The 23,817-nt window shown below is 46.5% G+C and carries 19 protein-coding genes; 13 read left to right on the top strand and 6 right to left on the bottom strand.

Annotated features, from left to right (window positions below; all coding sequences use genetic code 11):
* Positions 1 to 240: 240 nt before the first annotated feature.
* The 4 genes from MTBPR1_RS06545 to MTBPR1_RS06530 all read left to right on the top strand — a co-directional run bounded on the left by MTBPR1_RS06545 (position 241) and on the right by MTBPR1_RS06530 (position 3,243).
* Positions 241 to 924: a substrate-binding periplasmic protein gene (locus tag MTBPR1_RS06545; RefSeq protein WP_165602628.1), complete on the top strand. Its 684-nt coding sequence runs from the start codon at positions 241 to 243 to the stop codon at positions 922 to 924.
* A 14-nt stretch (positions 925 to 938) separates the two neighbouring features.
* Positions 939 to 1,640, top strand: a complete 702-nt coding sequence (locus MTBPR1_RS06540; protein WP_069186771.1) for an NAD(P)H-dependent oxidoreductase — start codon at positions 939 to 941, stop codon at positions 1,638 to 1,640.
* A 132-nt stretch (positions 1,641 to 1,772) separates the two neighbouring features.
* A complete protein-coding gene (locus tag MTBPR1_RS06535; RefSeq protein WP_126465066.1) occupies positions 1,773 to 1,994 on the top strand; it encodes a BON domain-containing protein in 222 nt (73 codons plus the stop codon).
* A gap of 97 nt (positions 1,995 to 2,091) precedes the next feature.
* A complete protein-coding gene (locus tag MTBPR1_RS06530; RefSeq protein ID WP_069186769.1) occupies positions 2,092 to 3,243 on the top strand; it encodes a PP2C family protein-serine/threonine phosphatase in 1,152 nt (383 codons plus the stop codon).
* Here MTBPR1_RS06530 and MTBPR1_RS06525 read toward each other — a convergent pair.
* Both MTBPR1_RS06525 and MTBPR1_RS06520 read right to left on the bottom strand, forming a co-directional pair.
* Positions 3,215 to 5,128 carry an adenylate/guanylate cyclase domain-containing protein gene (locus MTBPR1_RS06525; protein WP_069186768.1) on the bottom strand — a complete coding sequence of 638 codons (1,914 nt, stop codon included), beginning with the start codon at positions 5,126 to 5,128 and terminating at the stop codon, positions 3,215 to 3,217. The two genes, MTBPR1_RS06530 and MTBPR1_RS06525, sit on opposite strands and share 29 nt — an antisense overlap.
* Positions 5,129 to 5,208: 80 nt before the next feature.
* Positions 5,209 to 5,733 carry a hypothetical protein gene (locus MTBPR1_RS06520; protein ID WP_069186767.1) on the bottom strand — a complete coding sequence of 175 codons (525 nt, stop codon included), beginning with the start codon at positions 5,731 to 5,733 and terminating at the stop codon, positions 5,209 to 5,211.
* A 211-nt stretch (positions 5,734 to 5,944) separates the two neighbouring features.
* Here MTBPR1_RS06520 and cimA point away from each other — a divergent pair, with 211 nt between their 5' ends.
* The 4 genes from cimA (at position 5,945) to MTBPR1_RS06495 (ending at position 11,929) form a co-directional block, all read left to right on the top strand.
* Positions 5,945 to 7,555, top strand: coding sequence for a citramalate synthase (cimA, locus tag MTBPR1_RS06515; protein WP_069186766.1), 1,611 nt, complete (start codon positions 5,945 to 5,947; stop codon positions 7,553 to 7,555).
* A complete protein-coding gene (locus MTBPR1_RS06510) occupies positions 7,542 to 8,348 on the top strand; it encodes an RNA methyltransferase (RefSeq protein ID WP_069186765.1) in 807 nt (268 codons plus the stop codon). The genes cimA and MTBPR1_RS06510 overlap by 14 nt, the downstream gene beginning before the upstream one ends.
* A gap of 397 nt (positions 8,349 to 8,745) precedes the next feature.
* Positions 8,746 to 11,148, top strand: coding sequence for an ammonium transporter (amt, locus tag MTBPR1_RS06500; protein ID WP_069186763.1), 2,403 nt, complete (start codon positions 8,746 to 8,748; stop codon positions 11,146 to 11,148).
* 166 nt (positions 11,149 to 11,314) lie between these two features.
* Positions 11,315 to 11,929 carry an FMN-dependent NADH-azoreductase gene (locus MTBPR1_RS06495; protein WP_069186762.1) on the top strand — a complete coding sequence of 205 codons (615 nt, stop codon included), beginning with the start codon at positions 11,315 to 11,317 and terminating at the stop codon, positions 11,927 to 11,929.
* Between the two features lie 50 nt (positions 11,930 to 11,979).
* Here the strand turns inward: MTBPR1_RS06495 and MTBPR1_RS06490 are convergent, their stop codons facing one another.
* Complete coding sequence (locus MTBPR1_RS06490) at positions 11,980 to 13,434, bottom strand: M48 family metalloprotease (RefSeq protein WP_069186761.1); 1,455 nt, start codon at positions 13,432 to 13,434, stop codon at positions 11,980 to 11,982.
* A gap of 177 nt (positions 13,435 to 13,611) precedes the next feature.
* Here MTBPR1_RS06490 and MTBPR1_RS06485 point away from each other — a divergent pair, with 177 nt between their 5' ends.
* Positions 13,612 to 14,106 (top strand): DUF1178 family protein, encoded by a 495-nt coding sequence (locus MTBPR1_RS06485; protein WP_069186760.1) that lies wholly within the window; start codon positions 13,612 to 13,614, stop codon positions 14,104 to 14,106.
* 184 nt (positions 14,107 to 14,290) lie between these two features.
* A complete protein-coding gene (locus MTBPR1_RS06480; RefSeq protein WP_069186759.1) occupies positions 14,291 to 16,753 on the top strand; it encodes a bacteriohemerythrin in 2,463 nt (820 codons plus the stop codon).
* A gap of 63 nt (positions 16,754 to 16,816) precedes the next feature.
* On the opposite strand, the gene MTBPR1_RS06475 is transcribed toward MTBPR1_RS06480, so the two are convergent.
* The 3 genes from MTBPR1_RS06475 to ubiG form a co-directional block, all read right to left on the bottom strand.
* A complete protein-coding gene (locus MTBPR1_RS06475) occupies positions 16,817 to 18,040 on the bottom strand; it encodes an alpha/beta hydrolase family protein (protein ID WP_069186758.1) in 1,224 nt (407 codons plus the stop codon).
* Between the two features lie 74 nt (positions 18,041 to 18,114).
* Positions 18,115 to 18,342 (bottom strand): hypothetical protein, encoded by a 228-nt coding sequence (locus tag MTBPR1_RS06470; RefSeq protein ID WP_069186757.1) that lies wholly within the window; start codon positions 18,340 to 18,342, stop codon positions 18,115 to 18,117.
* An 18-nt stretch (positions 18,343 to 18,360) separates the two neighbouring features.
* Positions 18,361 to 19,098 (bottom strand): bifunctional 2-polyprenyl-6-hydroxyphenol methylase/3-demethylubiquinol 3-O-methyltransferase UbiG, encoded by a 738-nt coding sequence (gene ubiG, locus MTBPR1_RS06465; RefSeq protein WP_069186756.1) that lies wholly within the window; start codon positions 19,096 to 19,098, stop codon positions 18,361 to 18,363.
* 156 nt (positions 19,099 to 19,254) lie between these two features.
* On the opposite strand from ubiG, the gene MTBPR1_RS06460 reads away from it, so the two are divergent.
* From MTBPR1_RS06460 to ptsP, 3 genes are read left to right on the top strand one after another with little or no spacing between them, the layout of a single operon-like run.
* The gene (locus tag MTBPR1_RS06460) at positions 19,255 to 20,481 is read left to right on the top strand and encodes an aspartate kinase (RefSeq protein ID WP_069186755.1); all 1,227 of its coding nucleotides are present in this window, start codon (positions 19,255 to 19,257) and stop codon (positions 20,479 to 20,481) included.
* An 8-nt stretch (positions 20,482 to 20,489) separates the two neighbouring features.
* Entirely contained in the window at positions 20,490 to 21,506 is a 1,017-nt protein-coding gene (locus MTBPR1_RS06455) for an NAD(P)H-dependent flavin oxidoreductase (protein ID WP_069186754.1), read from the top strand.
* 23 nt (positions 21,507 to 21,529) lie between these two features.
* Positions 21,530 to 23,794 carry a phosphoenolpyruvate--protein phosphotransferase gene (ptsP, locus tag MTBPR1_RS06450; RefSeq protein ID WP_069186753.1) on the top strand — a complete coding sequence of 755 codons (2,265 nt, stop codon included), beginning with the start codon at positions 21,530 to 21,532 and terminating at the stop codon, positions 23,792 to 23,794.
* Positions 23,795 to 23,817 lie beyond the last annotated feature (23 nt).

Raw genomic sequence — 23,817 nt, 5'->3', positions numbered from 1 at the left:
AAGATATCTCAATGAGGCGAAGTGCAAAACTTTAGGCGTAGGACCAGGTAGCTGACATAATGTAGTTATAAAGACTAGTTCATTTCGCAAAAGTGAGCTGGTCTTTTTTTATTAGCTCTTATCTTTATTCTTGTAGTTTAGAAAAGAGTCATTAACTCATAGGGTATGATGAAAAAATACGGCGCCATTTTTCTTGTTTTCCTTACGTGTTTGTTTGCAACCTCTGTGCAGGCGAAAACGTTGAAAATTGCTGTGGGCTTATCGATCCCGCCGTATGTGATTAAGGAAAAAGCCAAAGGGATTGAGTATGATATTCTCAAAGAAGTCCTCAACTCACAAGGCTATGAAATGGAACCGGTCTACGTTCCACTGAGCCGCACGTTGCATCTGATTAAATACGGCCAAGTTGATGGAATTATGTCGACAGGGCAAAAAGATTTACCCGGCTGTTATACCAATCCGCATATTACCTATTGGAATTTTGCCATAACTTTAAAAAGTCGAAACCTTGAAATCCACTCTGTGGCTGATTTACAAGATAAGACGGTCTTAGCTTTTCAAAATGCCAGTAAATATTTAGGGGCACAATATGCCCAAATGACAAAGACGAACCCCAAATATAAAGAGATCGCTGATCAAAGTGTGCAAAATAAATTGCTCTTTAACAAACGGGTGGATGTTGTCATTGCTGATCGATATATCTTTGAATGGTTTCGCACTCACATGCCGGTGAAATCCGTTGCAGATACAAGCCAAGAAGTCGTCCATCACCGCTTATTTGATCCCAGTCATTTCAGTTCTGTCTTTAAAGACTCCGATGTGTGTTTAGCCTTTAATAAGGGGCTTGAAGCTATGAAGGTTTCTGGACGCTACGGCGAAATTATTGCATCTTATGGGGTTGGTGACCCGGACTGGATTAATTAAGCGAAAAACCTGAAATGAAAATTCTGATTGTACATGCGCATCCTGAGGCGCAATCCTTTACGGCTGCGTTAAAAGATAAAGCAATTGAGGTGCTGAAAGCGCAAGGCCATGAAATTGCCCTGTCTGATCTTTATGAGATGAACTGGAACCCGGTTGCGAGTGCAGACGATTTTCTGGATCGCGAAAATGAGGATTATCTGGTTTATGCGTTGGAGCAAAGAAAGGCAGTTAAGAATAAAACCATCGCCCCCGATATTCAGGCGGAATTAGATAAGCTTCTCTGGGCTGATCTGGTGATTTTCTCTTTCCCCATTTACTGGTTTTCCGTTCCAGCCATTTTAAAAGGCTGGTTTGATCGCGTTTTGGTCTCCGGTATCTGTTATGGCGGAAAACGCTTTTATGATCGCGGTGGCCTTGTGGGTAAAAAAGCACTGGTGATGTGCACCTTGGGTGGGCGTGAACATATGTTTGGTGAGGGCGCGATCCATGGCCCGCTTGAAGATATGCTGCGACCCTTGTTAAGGGGAACATTGCGTTATGTTGGTTTCGATGTTTTGGCCCCGTTTGTGGCGTGGCATGTGCCATATGTGAGCGATGAAATTCGTCAAAGTTATCTGGACGAATGTGAGAAGATATTTACAAATATAGGTGAGGTTGAATTTTTGAAATTTCCCTCAATGAGTGATTTTGATGAGCAGCTTTATCCGCAAAAATAACGTCATTATGGATTGATATTTCATAGGTGGTTTACTATTTCTAACTCGCTAATTATTATTATTTGAGGGTTGAAAATGAAACCAATTATTGCTTTGGCATTTTTGTTTGCAGTCGTATTAAGTTTTAATGCAATGGCGAATGAAGAAACTGATCGTGATATTTACGAGAAGATTATGTTGGAAGCTGGAAAGCTATATGAGCCAGGAACAGTTGATTATCAGGTCACTGTTAAAGAAGGTAAAGTCACCGTAACGGGTAGTGTTGATAATGGTACGCAACGCTATGTGATGGATGCGATGCTTAAACGCATTGAGGGTGTGCAATCGTATGAAAATAAAATGACGATCCGCTAAGCCAGAGAAAAAACACAAATGAAATGGTAATCTTTGGGCGCATGTTGTAGCTTCATATGAACGTGGGTAATCAGACGGTGCAAAAGGATTAGGGTGAATGCCAACAACATTAGTGGTGGATGACGATCAAGACTTTCAACGGGTGTGTGAAACCTGTATTGGAAGCGCCACTGCAATGGGTGAGCATCGCTTTATTTTTGCACATTCTGATGAAGAAGCCCTCAAGATCATTCAAGGTGAAGATGAACTCGATATCGCCATTGTCTCCATTGATGGTGGGAACATTTCTGGCATGGAGCTGTTTAAAAAGCTCGAAGGTGTTCGCCTGCGGGTCCCACGTATTGCGTTAACGGGTGGGCGTGATTTATCATCCATTCGTAAAGCCATGAACGAAGGGGCAGCAGACTTTTTAACCAAGCCTGTGAATGCAGATGACCTGATGGTCACGGTTGATAAAGTTTTTAAAGACTGCGAAGCACGCCGGGAAGCATGGCGCAATGAAGCCCAGCTTTCTGCCATTAAGCGTGAGCTGGATATTGCAGAGAATATCCAAAAACAAATTCTGCCCTCCATCTTTCCTTCAAGTGATCATCTGGAAATTTCAGCCCATCTCACCCCTGCCAAACGCATGAGTGGAGATTTTTACGATACCTTTGATCTTGATGATGACAAGATCGGCATTGCGGTTGCCGATGTCTCAGGTAAAGGCATTCCCGCGGCCTTTTTTATGGCGGTGGCAAGAACCTTATTGCGCGCAACAGCCATGACAAGCCCATCGCCTGCGGCCTGTCTTTCACAGGTGAATAACCTGCTGTGTGAGCATGAAATTAATTCCATGTTTGTATCAGTCTTTTACTGTGTGGTGGATACCAAAACATGGGAAGTCACCTATAGTAATGGCGGGCATTTGCCACCATATTTAGTCAGTAATGATGATGCTAAGGGTGCCATTGGGCTTGAGGGGCGCGAAGGGATTGTGCTGGGCGTTCAAGAAGATATGCCTTTTGAAAACTGCACCTGTAAACTGGGGGAAGGCGATGCCATTTTCTTTTATACCGATGGCGTCACCGAAGCCTTTGATCGCGATAAAAACCAGTTTTCTGAAGAGCGCTTGATTGATTATCTCTTGGAAAATAGAAGCCTTTCAGCTCACTCCTTATCAGAAAACCTGTTTGCTTTTGTAAATGATTTTCGCGCAGGTGCTGAACAGAATGATGATTTTACGTCTCTGGTGTTGAAACGTTTTTAGGCGTTTCCTCGACAGTTTCTTTAACCACGAGCCCTTCATCAAAACCTTTGTCAATTTCGGGCTCTTCTTGTGGGGCTTGCACATCCATGTCAGGGGCGTGGGGCTCCTCGCCCAGAGGGGCTTCTCCCTCAATTACGGCCTCAAGTTCTTCATCTGGATATTGAAGCGGTGGGGCCGTCCAATCAAGTTGGAAGACATTTTTAGGCTCATCAAAGCCTTTTAATTCCTGTGGACCTTGGTCAAGAAAGCTATAGATGGGTTTTTCACCACAGAGCTCAACAAGATCAGGGGAGATGGAGATCGAGTCACTGGGCGTGAAATCACATAAACGTGCGGCCAGTTGAACTGCGGTACCAAACAGATCGTTGTTTTTCTTAATGGGCTCACCCGCATGTAGCCCAATGCGAATATGTAAGGGGAATTCCGGATCGGCGTTATTGTTGCCCTCAACCCGTTTGTGAATTTCAACCGCGGCTTCCAAGGCTTTGTTATGGTCTTTAAAAGAGGCCATAATCCCATCCCCTAAATGCTTGATCTCAAGCCCGTCAAGGTTGGTGAGCGCGGTGCGCACAATCAGGTCATGGGCTTTTAGCACTTCTTGGGCAGCAAAATCACCATGTTTGGTGGTCAGGTCTGTTGAGCCAACCATATCAGTAAACATAATGGTGAGCAGGTGTGGGTTGATCTTTTCATCAACAGGGGGCTTCCAGTTCACCCATTCTTGCATCACATCACGTATGATTAATTGGGCTGATGTATCCCCGTTTGAAAGACGCGCGGCAATATCCCCGCTTTGTTTAAACAGATTGATATGGCGATCATTTTCAAGATATTTACCAAATTCACTGACAAAACGATCGGCTTGGTCCGGCTTTGCCCCTAACATTTCAAGAAGGCGGCGCAGGATCAAAGTCGTTTCATCATCACTAAGCCCATGGTCCTTTGCTAACCTGAGGACCGCACCGGACATAAACAGATTAAGGCCAAAACGGTTTAAGGTTTCCATACTGGCATCGGGCCCTTTAAGTGCGCCAAGGGTGACGCCAAGGAAATTGATCAAAAAGGCTTTTTGTTTTTCAGCCTCTTGTGAAAAAGCAACTTCCTTTATTTCTTCTTCTGTCTCGGTTTCGCTTTCATCAATATACTCGTGAAAATCAAACTCTTCTTCAGCTTCTGGCTCGGGGGCAGGCTCAGCGGCTTCCATTTTATCAATGGCCTCAGCTGCTTTTTCCATCTCTTGTGAAATCTTTGATTTTTCAACAGTTGGTGTCGGCTTCTTCTTTTTGCGAAAGGGGTTGAGTTCAAAACGTGCGGCATAGCGGCTGTAGGTCGATGTGGCAGCAATGATGAAAACGATGCTGAACATTGCCATTAAAATCATCTTCTGGGCATGTTCAGCCACAGTGAGGCTCATTCCCTTAATCAATAGATATAGCAATCCCGCAGCAGCCCCGCCCGCCCCAAGGCCAATGGCAAGGATACTAAAGCAAATGCCCAAAAACATCGCAGGGGTGACATGGGCTTTAAGTCGCTCACTTGGGTCATCTTCAGCGAGAAACATATCCACATCTTCAGACAGGTAGCCAACCCGACCATCAGAAGATACCGCCATATCTGCCCAACTGTTGGCTGAGCGGGTGCGTGCAACTTTTTTCTTTTTAGGCTCAACCTTATTACGCCAGATGAGGGATTCCATATGGCGCCCGTTATCGGGGTTGTAATCTTCTAAAATAACACGAATGGCAAGGCCGACTTTATCATGATCAAGCTCTTTGGCTTCATGAATGGCAACGACGCGTTCTTGATAAGGATAGCGCGCCTGCACTTGCCATCGTCCATTGTTATAGACTTGGACTTCATAGGTCTGATTGTCGTGCGTACCCATCTCGATCCTTATTTGCGATTTCTTTCAGGATGAACGAAGATTTGCGCTTTGAAAAGAGAGACTTGTACTTGTTGATAAAATTAATCGAACAGGGCGTCGATATCGTTCTGATCCATAGTAATTTGGTCTTCTTCTTCAACCATTTCACCACTAAGGTCGGCCGTGCCGTGAATAATGGCACTCAGGCGGTCTTGCAGGCGGTGGATTTCTGTCGCCGATTCGCTGACTTTAAAGCGAAGAAATTCCATATCCCCGGTTTCAATGGCGGCTTCTGCATCGCTAATGGCTTGGAAAATAGCAGCGTCGACTTTGGAAATTGTATCTTCAAAGGCTTTTCTAACAAACGGCATCGCATGATCGTAAACGTCAACAGCCAAATCTTTATCGGCAATTGTGCTGTCACGAAAATGATCTTTATAGGGTTTGGGTTGCCAGTCTTTGACCATGTCTAGGCAATCGGGCATATCTGGCAACATGTCAATCATCATCACCACTTCATTGAAATGGTTCAGATAATCTGTTGCCAACAACGTCTCTTCGTTGATGTTGGTGCCCTTGACCTTTGCTTGACAGGTCTCAAATTCTGGGCTGATGCCCTCTACCACGTTGCGCCTCTTAGTTTTGAGTGTTCTCGTTTATTTATATTTTTAACTTATTAAATTTTTCTTACATCCCCAATCCTATAAATACAAAACTATATAACATTTTGGAAGGCTTAAGCAAAAATACGTACGATTTTGCAAAGGAAGGCTTGAGTAAATGGTCATAATTTTGCATTCTCGCGCGCGAATATTCTGATAAGGATGACAAAGAACAATGACCAACGATAATCGAGTCTATCTGTATGATAGCACGCTGCGCGACGGGGCGCAGACACAAGGTGTGGATTTTAGCGCGGCTGACAAGGTTGCGATTGCCATTGAGCTTGATCGTTTGGGCATTGATTATGTGGAAGGCGGCTGGCCCGGTGCCAACCCGACCGATGATGATTTCTTTGCCAATCCGCCAAAACTGGAGACGGCGGTTTTAAGTGCGTTTGGCATGACACGTCGCCCCGGGCGCAGTGCCGATAATGATCCGGGCCTAAGTGGTTTGGTCAATACGGGCGTGAAAACCATCACACTTGTGGGCAAAAGCTGGGATTTCCAAGTTGATGTGGCCTTGGAGATTGAACGTTCTGAAAACGTCGCCATGATTGCCGATTCCATTGCCTATGTGAAAGACAAGGCCGGTGAGGCCATGTTTGATGCGGAACATTTCTTTGATGGCTATAAAGCAAACCCCGAGTTTGCCCTTGAATGTTGTAAAGCAGCTTATGAAGCCGGTGCGCGCTGGATTGTCATGTGTGACACCAATGGCGGCACATTGCCCGATGAGATTGAGGCGATTGTGGGGGAAGTGACCAAACATATCCCGGGCTCCCATCTGGGTATTCATTGCCATGATGATACGGGCAATGCGGTTGCAAACTCCCTTGCTGCTGTGCGCATGGGCGTGCGTCAAATCCAAGGCACACTCAATGGCCTTGGCGAGCGTTGTGGCAATGCCAACCTGATCTCTATCTTGCCGTCCTTAATGTTAAAGATGGGCTTTGAAACAGGGGTGAGCAAAGAAGGCCTTAAACGCCTTGTCACCGTTTCACGATTGTTGGATGAGCGCCTTAACCGCGCACCTGCACGCAATGCGGCCTATGTTGGCGAATCCGCCTTTGCCCATAAGGGGGGCTTACATGTTTCAGCCATTGAAAAAGACCCGAGCTGTTATGAACATGTAAATCCTGAAAGCGTGGGTAATAAACGCACGATCATTATGTCTAATCAGGCCGGACGTTCAAACTTGGTGGCGAAGTTTCGCGAAGTTGGTCTTGATGTGGACCCAAAAGATGCCAAGGTCAATGTTCTTTTGGATAAGATTAAAGAACTGGAAAGTAGTGGCTATTCCTATGATGGGGCGGATGCGAGTTTTGAGCTTCTTGCGCGTCGCCATCTGGAGGCTGTGCCGGAATATTTCCGCCTTGAAAGTTTCCGCGTGATTGATGAGCGTGTGTGGGATAAGCGCCATGCCCATGTTAATCAAATGTCAGAAACAACCGTAAAGCTGTTTATTGGTGATAAACGCATTATGGATGTGGCAGAAGGCAACGGTCCGGTCAATGCACTGGATGCGGCCTTGCGCAAAATTCTCATCCCGGTCTATCCAGATTTGGAAAGCCTGCATTTGGTCGATTTTAAGGTGCGTATTCTGGATGGTGATCAGGCCACAGGTGCGATCACACGGGTGATGATTGAAAGTGCCGATGGTCAGGGCAATACATGGACCACTGTTGGCATGTCTTCAAACATCATTGATGCCTCATACGAGGCTTTACGCGATAGCTTGATTTACAAACTCTATAAGTCAGGAGTGAAAGCTCATGGCGGGAACTGATCGTCGTCGCAAATCCGAAGCCGCAGATTTTTGCCGTGAGGATGCGCCAGCTATTATTTTGGTAGAACCCCAACTTGGGGAAAATATCGGTATGGTGGCGCGTGCCATGCTTAATTGTGGTTTAATCGATCTGCGTATCGTAAACCCGCGCGAGGGCTGGGATCGCGATAAGGCGGAAAAATGCAGCTCGGGTGCTCGCCTTGTGTTGGACCGTGCACGTTTCTTTACCTCCACCAAAGAAGCCGTAGCTGATTTGGAAACCATCTATGCTACAACGGCACGCCCGCGCGATATGGTGAAGGCCATGGTCACGCCAAGGCAGGCGGCAAAAGAGTCTGTGGAACTTGCTACGCGGGAGTTAAAAACAGGTATTCTTTTTGGTAAGGAAGCCAAGGGCTTACATAATGATGATGTGGCCATGTGTGATGCGATTTTGCATTTGCCGCTAAATCCAGCCTTTGCCTCGCTCAATCTCGCTCAGGCGGTTTTGCTCATCGGTTATGAATGGTACACGATGAATGATGACACTGAAGAGCGTTATATTCCTGAGACCAGAAGCAAGATGGCGCGTCCGGCAACCAAGGAAGAAGTCATCGGGTTTTATGAGCATCTTGAGCGTGAGCTTGATGACTCCGGCTTCCTGCGCATTGAAGAAAAGCGCCCCTCCATGGTGCGCAATATCCGCAATATTTTTGCCCGTGTGGAATTGACCTTACAAGAGGTCCAGACCTTACGCGGTATTGTGGCTTTCTTGTCAAACGGGCGCAGTGGCGGACCGGGTAAGGGTAAATAACTTACCTCTTTAGATGACGGTCTATACAAAAGAATAGTGCGAAAAATCATACTTTTGTCTTTGCAAAACAAAGGCTTATGAAAATGACGCGCTGCACAAAATTTATGATTAAAAAACGAGCAAATGTTTAACTTATGATCATTGCACATTTTTTAATCATTCTAAAGGAATCTGGATTTTGAATTCCTGATTTTTAAAAAGTGAGGGTTTCTGCCCTTTCAAAAAAACTGGCATTGGTTTTGCTCTTTTATTCCTAAAGGCTGAGACGTTAATCAGCACCGTCGTTACTATGGAATGGAGAATATCAATGAAGGTATTAAAAAAAGTACCAAAGACTATCGTTTTCTCTCTACTCGTCGTCATAACTCTTCTTGCTCAAATTAGCGATTTGTGGGCAATGGACGCAAAAGTATTAGAAGAACGCCTCACTTTTCTCGAAAATGAGTTAAATCAGAAGCAGGTTAATATTGACCATATCTGGACAATGCTTGCAGCTTGTCTTGTCTTTTTTATGCAGGGCGGTTTCCTTTTATTGGAAGCAGGTCTTGTGCGCTCAAAAAACTCAATTAACGTAGCGCAAAAAAATATTGCTGACTTTATTTTAGCAACTGTTTGCTTTGGCGCTGTTGGTTTTATGTTGATGTTCGGGAATTCTCTTGGTGGATTGGTCGGCTTTGATTGGGAGCTTTTGGCTTTTGACAAAGTTGAAGATTGGACCTTCACCTTCTTTGTTTTCCAAGTGGTCTTTTGTGGTACTGCGGCAACAATTGTATCTGGTGCAGTTGCAGAGCGTATGAAGTTTGGCGGCTATCTTGCGGTTACGCTTTTAATCGCTTTATTGATCTATCCGGTCTTTGGTCACTGGGCATGGGGCAATTTGCTTAATGGCGATAACGAGCCGTTCTTAGCTGCCATGGGTTTTGTTGATTTTGCAGGTTCAACGGTTGTTCACTCCGTTGGGGGCTGGGTGGCTTTGGCGGCTGTGTTGGTTATTGGCCCGCGTTTGGGCCGTTATGACCAAGATGGCAAACCTGTTGAAATTAATGGTCATAGCCCAGTTCTGGCAACATTTGGCTGCATCATTTTATGGATCGGCTGGATCGGATTTAATGGCGGCTCTACAACAGCAGGCACTCCTGCTTTTGCACATATCATTGCCAATACGGTGGTTGCAGGTGCAATAGGCGGTCTGTTTGGCTTGGTTTTAGGGCGCAAAGTCGATGGGCATTATCGCCCGGACCGTTCAATCAATGGCGTGCTTGGTGGGCTTGTTGGTATAACGGCTGGCTGTGATGTGGTGAGCCTGTGGGGCGCAATCTTTATCGGGGCAGGCAGTGCTGTCGTCGTTGTACTTGCTGCTGATTTCCTTGAGAAGAAATTAAAAGCTGATGATGTGGTTGGTGCGGTATCTGTGCATGGGGTTGCCGGGGCTTTTGGTACACTTGCGCTTGCGCTTGTTGCACCAGCAGGCACTTTTGAAATGGGTATGTGGGCACAATTGGGCGTGCAGGCAACTGGTGTTGCAACAGCCTTTGTTTGGGCCTTTGTCTTACCTTATTTTATCCTGAAAATTGTTAATTCCATGTTTGAAGGTGGCATGCGTGTTTCTGAAGAAGACGAACTGAACGGTTTGAACTTTGCTGAACATGCTGCAACCATGGGCGCCTCTCATGTGCTGCGTGAAATGGAACATGTTTTCGCAGGTTCTGATGGACAGGAGGAACCCCACGCAAATTTTATCGCAGCTGATGAGGCCGATGAAATTGCATTTTATTTCAAACGTCTCATGGATCGTAATGCTTCACTGGTTACGGGGATGAAAAATACCACTGATGTTCTCGTCAGTGCGTCACAAAACCTTGCCAGCATGTCAACGGACTTGAGCGCGCAGGCTGAACAGACCCAATCACGGGCTTTTGAGCTGGAAAGTACAACTCAGAATGTCTCAGGTGATATGAATAAAATGGCTGACGGTGTTGGTGAGGCAGGAAACCTTGCTAAAACCATTGCCGAAAATGCCGATGAAATGTCGCAGACTGTCCAAAATGTCGCGAATGAAATCCGCAGTGTCGTGGGCAGTATTGATGAAATTTCTTCATCGACAGATCAGACGCAAAGCCTTTTGAGCAATGCAGTGGGGGAGGTTCGTGAAGGTCAAGATAAGATGAAAGCCCTTGGCGAAGCTGCCCGTGCAACAAGTGATGTTTTGAATATGATCAGTGATATTGCCAATCAGACCAATATGCTGGCCTTAAATGCCACGATTGAAGCTGCTCGTAGTGGTGAAGCGGGCAAGGGGTTTGCCGTGGTGGCGGGTGAGGTGAAGAACCTCGCCAATCAAACGGCAAAGGCGATTGCAGATATTGAACAGCGTGTGTCCACAATGCAAAATGGTGCGAGCGATGCGGTACATGTGATGGAAAAAATCGCAGGCCTTGTAGAGCATGTCAAAGAAACAGCAGACGGTATCGACAGTGCTGTGGATCGTCAGTCTATTGCCGCAGGGCGTATTTCTGGTCGCCTTGGTGAAATGACGGATATGACCACTTATGTCGCTTCTGAAATTAACCGTGTTGCCAGCAATACGCACGATGCATCAAGCATGGCAGGCCACGCCGCTCATCAGACAGATAACCTGAATGAAGGTATTTTGGATGTGAAACAGGCGGCGAGCCTTAGCCATACACAGGCTCGTGATTTAAAAGGCGAAGCTGAGGAAATTTCAAAATCAGCAGCACAATTAAACAAGCTGGTGAGCAGCTTGTCTCTTCACAAGATGGCGCAAGAGGCGGCTGAATAGTCCTCAAAGACTATCATTGGGCAAAAGGGAGTTCGGTTAGCGTCGAATTCCCTTTTGTTTATTTTTGGAAACAATCATTTTCAAAAGCGGGTCATTATCAAAATAAGTGAAACAGAGCATCTTCATAGGCAGAAAAGATTAACTGCTTAGAGAAAGAGATCAGCCCATGTCTACATTACTTGTTATCAATTCCAGCCCGATGGGGGAGACTTCCGTCACCCGTAAATTGACCCAAGCCTTTGTTGAGAAGTACCAGCAGGCCAATGGGAATGTTGAGGTGAGTGAGCTCGATGTGGTTTCGCTAAACCTGCCTCATCTTGATGGGGAAATCCTTGGCGCCTTTTTCACGCCTGCTGAGCAACGCAACGCCGCGCAAGTCGCCCTTGTAAAACGTTCTGATGATTTGATTGCCCAGTTTAAAGAGGCCGATGCCATCGTCATGGGCGCACCGATGCATAACTTTGGTATCCCTTCCAGCCTGAAGGCTTATGTGGATCATATTGCGCGGGCAGGCGAGACTTTTAAATATAGTGAAAACGGTCCTGTTGGTTTGGTTGAAGATAAACCTGTGTATGTGATTTCAGCACGGGGAGGGGATTATTCAGAAAACGGCTATAGCCATCTGGATTTCGTTTTACCTTACCTGCAACAGGTGCTTGCCTTTATGGGGGTGAATACTGTCAGCCTTATTCAGGCCAATGGTGTTGCCATGGGCGAAGAAGCGGTCGCGCGCGCTATTGAAGGGGCAACAAAAGATATTGAAGCGGCCTTGGCAGCATAGAAGAAGTGGATTGTAAACGGCATGCCTACATATTTAGGTATGCCGTTATTTTATCGAGTAACAATCTTTAAGAACTCACCTTTTTGCAAGCCGTTAGACAAGGCTTCCTTATTGAGGACCTTGAGCCAGTCTTCTTTCATCTTTTCAACTTTCATACGTTGGGCAAGGCCTGAAATCGTGTCGTTATGCCCGACGCGATGCAAGCCGATATGGAAGCCTTTAATGCTTTTGGCTTCACGATAAGAAAGCCTTCGAAAGCTGTAGGTCGTGCGGCGAAAGGCCATTTCCATTTTACTGGTGAGGTCCGGCGGTGTGAGAAAACGAAACTGGAAAATCTCTTCCCCATCTGCAATGGCAAGATAGCGAATATCACGCACGCCTTTTTTCGTATTGATGCGCACAACACCCGTTGCAGCCTCAAGCCCGTTGACCTCAAGCTGTTGAACAGCGCGCAGGTTATATTTATTGGCCCAAATCTCATTGAGGTAATGTGTGATAGGGAGATGCTTATTATTTCGTTTAGCAATATCAAACCGGATGGCACTTCCGTTTTTGTGAGTAGCAATTAATAATTTGGGGGTATTAAAATATTCGAAGTCATCAGGGATTGTAAATTCCATGCGCAGGTCGGGGTGGATGAAGGTTTGTTGGTCAATAATGCCTTGTTTGATGCTTTCACCATATTCCAGACCATCAATGAGCGCGAGATAGGTGCGCCGATTAATCAGGTCAAGGTCAACTGGATAGGTCTTGGCAATCTTTTGGGACTCTGAAATGCGCACACGTGTATCGGGGTGAGTGGAAAAGATGGAATAATGGCTTTGCTCGCCTTTCTCACCCTTCATCTTGGCTTCAAGCTCGGTATGTTCAGCCAGCTTCTTAAAGAAAGTGGCCGAAGCTTTCGGATCATAGCCTAGCTTGGTCATATAACGAATGCCGAGTTTATCAGCTTCCATTTCCTGATCTCTTGAGTAGTTTGCAATAAATGCATTTCCAGCGTAGTTAGCAATATCGCCAGCAGGTCCACCGACTACAATTCCGAGCAGTATAGATCCTAATTGAACTATTTGCCCTTGGCTTATTCTTTGTGCTGTATGTCTAGCTGTAACATGGCCTATTTCATGGCCTAAAATTGCTACTATTTCCGCTTCGTTTTCTGCTAAAGAAATGATGCCGCGATTTATGGTGATTTTGCCGCCTGGCAGAGCCATTGCATTCATTTCTGGATTGTCGAGAACAGTAAACTCCCAAGCTAAATTTGGTAACTCAGAAACGCGGGCTAATTGTTGTCCTAAGTCATTTATATACTTTTGAATTTTTTCATGGTCATATTTACCGCCAAAGCGCTTGATCAATTTGGGATATTCTTGTTTACCCAACTTTATGTCATCTTCAATTGAAGTGACCCCAGTAAAGCTCTGTTGCCCCGTGGCGGGGTTAACCGAACAGCCAGATGTGGAAAGCACAAGTGCACATAAGCTTGCTGCTATGAAAAAGGAACGCATTAAAAATCACCCGTATAAACTCGTCTCTCCTTTATATGGTTTGGAGAGAGCCTCTTTTCTAAAAGATAAGCAAAAAACAAAGGAGATCAAAGCCTATAATTCATGCTATTTTACTTGTAGAGGTCGTAAAAACAGGCTAAACCCGCCACAATCTTAAAAGATCAGGCTGATGAGACGATGATTTGCTACCAACTTCTTTGTGAACATGACCATGAATTTGAAGCATGGTTTCGCGATAGTACTGCTTTTGACGAGCAGGCTGCCCATGGGGAAGTGCAATGTCCGTTCTGTGGTAATGATCAAATCCGAAAAGCCGTGATGTCACCTGCTGTGGCTTCTGCCAAGGATGTACAAGTGCGCACGTCTGCGGATCAAAAAACAGCAATTGAAGCTGCTGAAAAAGCGGCAAGCGATATGCGCAGTGGGGCCGACCCGCAAGAAGCGGCCCAAACCTTCATGGAAGTTGTCAGTAAACTGCAAAAACATGTGGAAAACACATGCGACTATGTGGGGGAAGATTTTGCAGAAGAGGCCCGCGCCATTCATTCTGGTGATGCAGAGATGCGCGATATTTATGGTGAAGCAACCTCTGAAGAAACAGAAGAGCTGCGCGATGAAGGCATTGAGGTCATCTCTATTCCCAAACTGGCGGATAAAGAACAAGCCAACTAAAGTACCGATTTTAGGTATATCTATTTAAATCAAGCCTTTGTAACCTACCTTAAACATGATAGGGTTGTCATGTTTTGGTTTTGTTAACGATAACCTATGGCGCTTAAAGGTAGGTTATTTAAGGCTTTTCAAATATATAAGAATGGATAGATTGGCTGGTAAATGGTCAAGGTGGGAGTTTTGCATGTCTGCGTTGAATAATCTTCAAATTCGGTTTCGTATTATGTTGGCGTTGGCCTTACCTGTGATTGGGCTGTTGTTTTTTGCAGGCTCCATCGTTTTGGATAAACGCCAGATTTCAACCAATATGGAACGTTTAACCACCTTGGCAGACCTTGCGCCGACCATCAGTGCGCTGGTGCATGAATTACAAAAAGAACGCGGCACCTCAGCCGGTTTTATTGGCAGTAAAGGGCAGAAGTTTAAAGCCAAGCTGGATAATCAACGCCAAGAAAGTGATATCAAACACGGCTTGTTACAGCAGGCTTTCAAGACTTTCCCGGTTGATAATTACAGTGAGGTGCTGAAAGGCAAAATCAGCACGGCAAGCAAAGCTTTATCCCAGCTTCAGGCCAAACGCAAACAGGTCTCCGGCCTTGAACTTACCATCCCAAAAATGGCGGGCTATTACACCCCAACCATTGCCAAGCTCCTCAGCATTGTTGAAGAAATGGCGGTCTTGAGTAATGATGCGCAAGTCACCGGTGCCATTACGGCCTATACGGCCTTTTTGCAGGCAAAAGAGCGCGCAGGTATTGAACGCGCCATGGGCTCTGGCGGGTTTAGTGCAGGGAAATTCAAGCCGGTTATTTACCGCAAATTCCTCCAGCTTATCGCCATGCAAAATACTTTCTTAAGCCGCTTTGCGATTTTTGCCACGTCAGAACAAATTGCCTTTATGAAAAACACGGTTAAAGGCCCGGATGTGGATGATGTCAACCGCATGCGCAAAATTGCCATTGAAAGTGCGGTTACAGGAACAACACAAGGCATTGAAGGTCCTTACTGGTTTGACACAATCACCAAGAAGATCAACCTGTTAAAAACCGTTGAAAATAAAGTTGCTGACGACCTCGTGGGTATGACAAATGATATCCGCTCTGGCGCTGATACAGCTTTTTATATGGCTTTGTTGGTCACTTTAGCCCTTCTGGCTGTCACCGTTGTTGTGGTCATGCAAATCGTTCACGGGATCACACAGCCTGTTCATAGTTTGACCAATGTGATGACGGCCTTGTCACAAGGTGATCACAGCGTAGGTGTTGAAGGTGCCGATCGTGGTGATGAGATTGGTGAAATGGCAAAATCGGTTGAATTCTTTAAAGAAGGACTGATTAAAGCGGAGCGACTCAATCAAGAAAAACTGGCTGAGGAGGAAGAAAAAATCCGCCGCCAGAAATTGATGGAAGGCTATATTCAGGATTTCGAACTGACCATGGTTACGGTGATGGATGGGCTTTCTGCCGCAGATGTCTCTATGCAGGAAACCTCCATTGAGATGAATGATATTGCCTCTACGACCAAAGGGCAGTCGGCAACTGTTGCAGCCTCGGCTGAAGAAGCTTCAACCAATGTGGAAACAGTTGCCAGTGCGGCAGAAGAGCTTTCAGCTTCTATTTCTGAAATTTCGAGTCAAGTTGCCAATGCGGCGACTTCTTCCATGACGGCGGTAAGTGAGGCCAATAATACCTCTGAGAAAATCCGCGTTCTTGAAGATAATGTCTCTAAAATTGGTGAGTTTGTCGGGCTCATTAATGACATTGCGGACCAGACCAATATGTTGGCCCTAAACGCCACGATTGAGGCCGCGCGCGCAGGCGATGCGGGTAAAGGCTTTGCTGTTGTGGCCCAAGAAGTTAAAACATTAGCCAACCAGACCTCGCAAGCTACAGAAGAAATTGGCAAACAAATCTCAGAAGTGCAGTCTTCCACCAATGCCTCGGTCAGTGCGATCAGCAATGTATCGCGTGCCATTGGTGAGGTGAATGAAATTTCAGCTTCTATTTCAGCAGCCGTGGAAGAACAAAGTGCAGCCACATCAGAAATCGCACGCAATGTGGAACAAGCTTCCCAAGGTACGCAGAATGTCTCCCAAGAAGTCATTCATGTGCTGCATTCAGCAGAACGTGCTGAAACGGCCTCTGTCGATATTGGTCAGGCGTCTGGTGCTTTGTCAAAGCAAGGCGATGTGTTGCGCAAGAAAGTCACGGAATTCTTGCAGAATGTTCAGTTTGATAGCGGTGATGAAGTAAGCGAACTTGTATCATGGAGTGATGATCTGGCCTTTGGCGTGGATCATATCGATGATGACCATAAGAAGCTCTTGGGTATGGTCAATAGCCTCTATCACTTTATGAAAACCAATGCGACCCAAGATGATATCCAGATGGCCTTTTCTGAGCTGCATAATTACACCGAAACGCATTTCGGTTCAGAAGAAGAAGTTATGCAGAATATGAATTATGCGGACTATGAAATCCATAAGAAAGCCCATGAAGGCTTTGTGAAACGTCTGGATGGGCTTTATGCCAAATATCAAAATGGTGAGAGCGGTGCCGAGGTGGATCTAACGGGTCTGCTGGGCAGCTGGTGGGTAAACCACATCATGTCATTTGATAAGAAACTGGCTGCTGCCATTAAAGGCTAGAGCCTTTAAAAAAAGAAAGCCCGTCAATCCTTGCGCAAGTTGGGAATGACGGGCTTTTTTGTTTTATTTTACAAGCTTGATAGACTTGTCTTGGAATGCCTTGACCATATTAGCGATCATTTTCATCTCACGGCCTTCACGGGTGTAATAGGTGTCTGTTTCATTATCAAACATTGCCCAGAATGCCCAGCAGCCATAAGGGTTTATGTCGGCTTCTTTGGTGCCGATGTTATGAGCTTGGGGATAAAGCATCACAATGTCATTTGATTCAGTAAGGTCATTGTAGATGTTTTTATAGAACAGGTCCCCAAAGGTGATTTCTTTACCGGAATTGCTCGAGCCAATCTTGCCTTTAAACTTCCATTCAGGGAACTGCTGGCAACCATGTAAGGCCACATGCATTTTGCAATCTTTTTCACCTGACTGACAAGCTGATGGCACATAAGCATAGCCTGTTGAGCCAATACCATGTTCATTAAGCGCTTTATTAGAAGACAGGTCAGACACATAAGGCTGCTGTTTAAAGCTATAGAGGTTTGCGGCCTTAAATTTCTTTGAGGTCTTCATTTCCCCATAGATATGCCACAGGATGTCTTTACCAAGGTTGTAACCCGGGATCATGCCGTAGTTACAGTGATACATCCATGGGTCATTGCCGCGGACCAACTGGTTTGGAAACCATGAATATTGCTGCGAGTTGCTTGGTGCACATGGAAAGGCTGCATCGCCAAGGTTCTCATATTTATCAAACATGGATTTGGTTGTGGGCATACCATGGGCAATGGGGTAGAACGGACCATAAGAGGGAATGCTCGCCCAAGCTTTTACATTCTTGCTCGCTTTATCCACAAACTCTTTATAGAAGATGCGGGATGTATTGCCCAAAAGTGGGTTGATGACCTGATCGCCTTGTGAGTTAAAGATAAAGACTTTATCATTTTTCAGGTTGCTGATTGGGGCGATTTTACCGTCTTTAGATAGTTGTTTTGCCTTATCAATATAGGTCGTGCCCGTTAGGTCTGCGCCAATACCCATCATACATTGCTGTTTAATGGTGGCGATATCGCCCGGCTTCATATTTTGTGCACAGAAAAACGGCCCGCCTGCAACAGAGCCCATGCCCGAGAAAATATCGGAATAGGCCACGTGAAGCTGTTGCGCCATAAACGCACCAGAAGACACACCAGAAACCGAGATTTTTTCGGCATCAATTTTGGGTGTCGGTCCCGCAGCATGTGCTGTGGAAATTACCGCTGACAAAGCCAGCGATAGAACAAATTTAAACATAATCGCCCCTACCTTTATAAGATTAATAGGCGCAATAATACATTTTAAAAGTGTCTGGTCAATATGGCTTACGGTTATTCAGTTATTTGCGAAAGAGCCAAAATTTCTTCGGGGCTTTCAATCACGTGAAGCACATCACCGCTGATCATGGAAATCTTTGTGCAGGCCATTGTTTCCACATTAAACTCATCTTCATTCTCACCCGCCCCATACATATTGGAGGGATATGCACAGGCAATCTGGTCAAGGCGCACCAGCACGGTTTCACCTTCAAGTCCTGTCAGTTTATGAAGAATATGCATGATGAGCCTTTGTATGGATTAAGTCTGTTTAGTCGCAAATAACAGATAGTTGACGCTCAGGTCATTGGTTAGGGACCAGCTGTCGCGAAACGGATTAAAGGTCATGCCGTTCATAAGTTTGACCTCAAGTCCGTTTTTGCGCAAGCCATCGGCAAATTCTGATGGTTTTACAAATTGGGAAAAGTCATGGGTGCCACGGGGCAACCAGCCCAAGATATATTCAGCCCCAACTTTTGCCATGGCAAAAGACTTGATCGTGCGGTTTAGGGTTGCACCAATCATGGCGCCACCGGGTTTGACCAAAGCGCATGATGCATCCAAAAAGGCATCAATATCGGCGACATGCTCAATCACTTCCATATTCAGCACCGCATCATACTGCACATTTTGCGCTGCCAAATCTTCAGGAAAGACACAGCGATAATCAATGTCAAGGCCACCAGCCTCGGCATGGACCATGGCGGTTTTGATGTTTTTATCACCCGCATCAATGCTGGTCATTTGGGCCCCCATGCGGCATAGCGGTTCTGAAATCAATCCGCCGCCACAGCCGATATCAAGTATTTTCAAACCCTTAAGCGGTTGTTCAGCTGTTTCATCCAGCCCAAAATGTGCACATAAACGTTCACGAATGAAGGTTAGGCGGGTGGGGTTGAATTTGTGAAGCGGGCGAAATTTGCCATTTGGGTCCCACCACTCATCGGCAATTGCCGTAAACCATGCGACTTCTTCAGGGTTAACAGTGGTTGAAGACATGGAAAAACTCCCGTTATGAGGCTTGCTTAAAAGGTCGATTTAAGAGTATGTATACCCGCGCGTGCGCGTTTGCCAGTTCAAAATGAATTTTTGCACAGGAAAATGGGCACACTCGTTTTCTATTTTTTGACTTTCGCCTAAGGAACATTTCGTCAAATGGCTCGGATCGTAATGAAATTTGGCGGCACTTCAGTTGCCGACCTCGACCGGATCAGGAATGTAGCCCAACGTGTGAAGAACGAAGTGGATGCAGGTAACGAAGTTGCGGTTGTCGTCTCGGCTATGTCCGGTGTGACAAACCAGCTTGTCGGTTATTGTGAAGATGCTTCACCTATGTATGATGCCCGCGAATATGACGTGGTTGTTTCATCGGGTGAGCAGGTAACTTCCGGTCTGCTGTCTATTGTTCTTCAGTCTATGGGTGTCGCAGCTCGCTCTTGGCAGGGCTGGCAAATTCCGATCCGTACCGATAGCGTACATGCAAAAGCGCGTATCGAAGATATTGGTACCGAAGAACTCGATAAACGCTTTAAAAGCGGTGAAGTCGTTGTTGTTCCGGGTTTCCAAGGTGTCGGTTCTGATAACCGTGTGACCACATTGGGCCGCGGTGGCTCCGATACATCTGCTGTGGCGCTGGCGGCTGCAACCAAGGCGGACCGTTGTGATATTTACACCGATGTTGATGGTGTCTACACAACAGACCCACGCATTGTGGCAAAAGCACGCAAGCTTGATAAAATCACCTATGAAGAGATGCTTGAACTGGCCTCGCTTGGTGCCAAGGTTTTGCAGACCCGTTCTGTAGAAATGGCGATGAAGCATGATGTGCGCCTGCAAGTATTGACCAGTTTTGAAGAAAAACCCGGAACCTTGGTTTGCGGGGAGGATGAAATCGTGGAACAAGAACTCGTAAGCGGCATTGCGTATTCACGTGATGAAGCAAAAATCACTCTGATCGGTGTGGCCGATCGTCCTGGTGTTTCTGCTGGCCTGTTTGGCCCATTGGCGGACACTTCCATCAATGTGGACATGATCGTTCAGAACGTTTCTGAAGATGGTCAAAAAACAGATGTGACCTTCACGGTGCCACGTGGTGATCTGCAACGTGCCATCCAGTTGTTGGAAGAAAAGCAAGAAGAAGTCGGCTATGAACGTCTGGTTTCTGACAGCGACGTTGTGAAAATCTCTGTTGTGGGTGTGGGTATGCGCACGCACGCAGGTGTGGCTGCAACCATGTTTAAAGCATTGGCTGAAAAAGGCATCAACATTCAAGTGATCACAACATCTGAAATCAAGGTCTCTGTGTTGATCGCAGAAGAATATCTTGAATTGGCAATCCGTGCATTGCACTCTGCCTATGGCCTTGATGCTGACGAAGAATAAGGGATAAAATGATGAGTGAAGCTGCCAAGCAAAATTTGGATAAACTATGGCAACGCGGAAAAGATTTTCTGGGTTGTGAGTATGCCATTCTCGGTGGGGCGATGTCGTGGATTTCTGAGCGAAATCTTGTCTCTGCCCTATCTAATGCTGGCGGCTTCGGCGTCATTGCCGGTGGCTCGATGGGACCAGACCTTCTGTCTGAAGAAATCGCTGCCACCAAAGCCCTCACGGACAAGCCTTTTGGTGTGAACCTGATCACCATGCATCCACAGCTGGATGAGTTGATTGATGTTTGTAAAGAACATGCGGTCTCCCACGTGGTGTTGGCGGGTGGCTTGCCAAGTGCAGCCTCTATTAAACAAGCTAAAGATTTTGGTGCAAAGGTTATTTGTTTTTCACCTGCATTGGTGTTGGCAAAACGCCTGATCCGCAACGGTGCAGATGCGCTGGTGATTGAAGGCGCAGAAGCCGGCGGTCATATTGGCCCGGTTGTCACTTCCGTTCTTGCCCAAGAAATCTTGCCCGTTATTAAAGACGTGCCGATTTTTGTAGCAGGCGGGATTGGTCGCGGCGAAGCCATGTTGTCCTATCTTGAAATGGGCGCTGCTGGTGTTCAAATGGGTACGCGTTTTGTTTGCGCTGAAGAATGTATCGCTCATGAAAACTTCAAGAAAGCGTTCATTCGCGCTGGTGCCAAAGATGCCATGACCACCGTGCAGATCGATCCGAACTTCCCGGTTATTCCGGTGCGTGCCTTAAATAATAAAGGCACAGAAGAGTTTATGAAGACCCAACGTGCTGTGATTGAAAAGTTCAACAATGGTGATGTTGAGAAACTTGACGGTCAGCTTGAAATTGAACATTTCTGGGCGGGTGCTTTGAAAAAAGCTGCCATTGACGGCGATGTTGAATTTGGCTCTGTTATGGCCGGGCAATCAGTTGGTATGGTGAAGAAAGAACAACCTATTTCAGAAATTTTAGAGGAGCTGGTTGATCAGGCCTGCGCTGTTTTAGAAACACGCTAAGGGCCTTATCCCACAGGTCTTATATGATTCCCGGACGTACACATGCCGCCCCTATGGGGATTTTATCGCGCCTGCGCTCTGTTATGCAGGCAGATGCGACGGCGGAAACACGTCTGCAATTGGTGACCAACATTGTCGCAACCGATCTGGTTGCCGAAGTTTGTTCCATCTATATTATGCGCGCAGGTGAAGTGCTTGAGCTCTTTGCCACCAAGGGTCTAAAGACCGATGCGGTTCACTTAACCCGCCTGCGTGTGGGTGAGGGTATTGTCGGTACCATTGCGGCTTCGGCGCGCCCGCTTAATTTATCAGAAGCCCAAAGCCATCCGGAATTTGCCTATCGTCCAGAAACGGGCGAGGAGCTTTATCACTCCATGATGGGGGTGCCGATTGTGCGTGCCTCGCGCGTTCTTGGCGTGATGGTGATCCAGAATAAGACCAAACGTCATTATACCGACGAAGAGGTCGAAACCCTGCAAACCGTTGCCATGATCATTAGCGAGCTGGTGGGCGGTGGTGAGCTGGTCAATAAAGAAGAGACGCTGCCCACAGACGGCATCGCGATGTTGCCGCTGCGTTTAGAAGGCAACACGCTGAATGTCGGTTTGGGCATGGGTGAGGCGGTTTTACATGAACCGCGCGTGGTGATTACCCAGTTTGTGGCTGAAGACCCTGAGGCTGAACTGGAACGTCTTCGCCAAGCCCTAAGCGAAATGCATGGTGCGCTTGACGATATGTTGCAGTCTTCAGAAAGTCTGGATGATGAGCATCGCGATATTTTGGAAACCTACCGTATGTTTGCAGAAGATGCAGGCTGGTTGGGGCGCATTCGCGAAGCCATTAAGTCTGGTCTGACGGCTGAAGCAGCTGTTCAAAAAGTCCATGATGATACCGAAGCGCGCATGGCGCAGGTGCAAGACCCTTATTTGCGCGAACGGGTCAATGACTTACAAGACCTTGCCAACCGATTGTTGCAACATCTGGTCGGTGTGGAAAAAATTGCGCCCGATGATATCCCTGAACATGCGGTTTTGATCGGCACCAACATGGGCCCGGCAGAATTGCTGGATTATGATCGCACCCGCCTGCGCGCCCTTGTTTTGGAAGAAGGTTCTGCCACCTCACATGTGGCGATTATTGCGCGCGCGCTTGATATTCCGGTAATCGGGCAAGTTAAAAAAGCATTGGCACGCATTGAAGCGGGCGACCCGATTGTTGTGGATGGCAATAACAATCAGGTCTTTATTCGCCCGGGCGATGATGTTCTTTCTGCCTTTAAGCAAAATGTAAAAGCGCGCGAGAAGCAAAAAGCGGTTTATGCCTCATTGCGCGATAAGCCAGCGGTGACAAAAGACGGTGTTGAAATTTCACTGAATGTGAATGCAGGCCTGTTGGTTGATCTGGAACATCTTAAAGAAGTCGGCGCTGATGGCGTGGGACTGTACCGTACAGAAATTCCATTTATGGCGCGCTCTGACATCCCCGGTGTTGAATCTCAAGTAGCGCTTTATCGCAAGATCATGGATGAGGCCGATGGTAAGCCCGTTGTCTTTAGAACGCTGGATGCTGGTGGGGATAAGGTGCTGCCTTATTGGGATAATCACGGGGAAGAAAACCCGGCTATGGGCTGGCGCGCTATTCGCGTAACCCTTGATCGTCCCTATTTGTTGCGCCAACAATTGCGCAGCTTGATCCGCGCTTGTGGGGGGCGTGAGCTAAATGTCATGTTCCCCATGGTGGCAGAAGTTTCTGAATTTATGCAGGCCAAACGTCTGTTGGATATGGAGATTGAGCGCGAAAGCATTAAAGGCCATCGTTTGCCCTCACGGGTTAATGTCGGGGTGATGTTGGAAGTGCCGTCTTTGCTTTTCCAGATGGATTGTTTGCTTGATCAGATCGATTTCCTATCGGTGGGATCAAACGACCTTTTCCAATTCCTGTTTGCATCCGATCGGGGAAATCCACGGATTTCATCGCGCTATGATACGCTTTCACCCGCTGTGTTAAATGCCTTATCTTCTGTGGTAAAAAGATGTCATGAAGAAGATGTGGTCCTAAGCCTTTGTGGCGAGATGGGCGGGCGCCCACTTGATGCCATGGCCTTGGTGGGGATTGGTTTTAGAAAATTATCCATGACGGCTTCTGCTGTTGGTCCGGTCAAGATGATGATCCGGTCCTTAACGCTTTCGGCGTTGGAAGACTTCATGAAACTACAAGTCAGTAAGCCGAAAAGAAGCTTACGTGCGATCTTGCGTCAATACGCAAAAGATCGCGATATATCAGTGTAATGTATACTGATTGTTAATAAAAA

It is taken from the genome of Candidatus Terasakiella magnetica (assembly GCF_900093605.1).
In the GTDB taxonomy this organism is placed as follows: domain Bacteria; phylum Pseudomonadota; class Alphaproteobacteria; order Rhodospirillales; family Terasakiellaceae; genus Terasakiella; species Terasakiella magnetica.
The sequence above is the reverse complement of the archived record's forward strand: the minus strand, read 5'-3'. Positions and strand labels throughout refer to the sequence as shown.

What these genes read in the sequence shown, in the direction of transcription:
- MTBPR1_RS06485 (WP_069186760.1), top strand. Translation starts at nt 13,612, where the DNA reads ATGATTTGCTACCAACTTCTTTGTGAACATGACCATGAATTTGAAGCA.
- MTBPR1_RS06470 (WP_069186757.1), bottom strand. Translation starts at nt 18,342, where the DNA reads ATGCATATTCTTCATAAACTGACAGGACTTGAAGGTGAAACCGTGCTG.
- MTBPR1_RS06460 (WP_069186755.1), top strand. Translation starts at nt 19,255, where the DNA reads ATGGCTCGGATCGTAATGAAATTTGGCGGCACTTCAGTTGCCGACCTC.
- MTBPR1_RS06535 (WP_126465066.1), top strand. Translation starts at nt 1,773, where the DNA reads ATGGCGAATGAAGAAACTGATCGTGATATTTACGAGAAGATTATGTTG.
- MTBPR1_RS06530 (WP_069186769.1), top strand. Translation starts at nt 2,092, where the DNA reads ATGCCAACAACATTAGTGGTGGATGACGATCAAGACTTTCAACGGGTG.
- ptsP (WP_069186753.1), top strand. Translation starts at nt 21,530, where the DNA reads ATGATTCCCGGACGTACACATGCCGCCCCTATGGGGATTTTATCGCGC.
- MTBPR1_RS06510 (WP_069186765.1), top strand. Translation starts at nt 7,542, where the DNA reads ATGGCGGGAACTGATCGTCGTCGCAAATCCGAAGCCGCAGATTTTTGC.
- MTBPR1_RS06475 (WP_069186758.1), bottom strand. Translation starts at nt 18,040, where the DNA reads ATGTTTAAATTTGTTCTATCGCTGGCTTTGTCAGCGGTAATTTCCACA.
- MTBPR1_RS06480 (WP_069186759.1), top strand. Translation starts at nt 14,291, where the DNA reads ATGTCTGCGTTGAATAATCTTCAAATTCGGTTTCGTATTATGTTGGCG.
- ubiG (WP_069186756.1), bottom strand. Translation starts at nt 19,098, where the DNA reads ATGTCTTCAACCACTGTTAACCCTGAAGAAGTCGCATGGTTTACGGCA.
- amt (WP_069186763.1), top strand. Translation starts at nt 8,746, where the DNA reads ATGGACGCAAAAGTATTAGAAGAACGCCTCACTTTTCTCGAAAATGAG.
- MTBPR1_RS06540 (WP_069186771.1), top strand. Translation starts at nt 939, where the DNA reads ATGAAAATTCTGATTGTACATGCGCATCCTGAGGCGCAATCCTTTACG.
- cimA (WP_069186766.1), top strand. Translation starts at nt 5,945, where the DNA reads ATGACCAACGATAATCGAGTCTATCTGTATGATAGCACGCTGCGCGAC.
- MTBPR1_RS06455 (WP_069186754.1), top strand. Translation starts at nt 20,490, where the DNA reads ATGATGAGTGAAGCTGCCAAGCAAAATTTGGATAAACTATGGCAACGC.
- MTBPR1_RS06525 (WP_069186768.1), bottom strand. Translation starts at nt 5,128, where the DNA reads ATGGGTACGCACGACAATCAGACCTATGAAGTCCAAGTCTATAACAAT.
- MTBPR1_RS06495 (WP_069186762.1), top strand. Translation starts at nt 11,315, where the DNA reads ATGTCTACATTACTTGTTATCAATTCCAGCCCGATGGGGGAGACTTCC.
- MTBPR1_RS06490 (WP_069186761.1), bottom strand. Translation starts at nt 13,434, where the DNA reads ATGCGTTCCTTTTTCATAGCAGCAAGCTTATGTGCACTTGTGCTTTCC.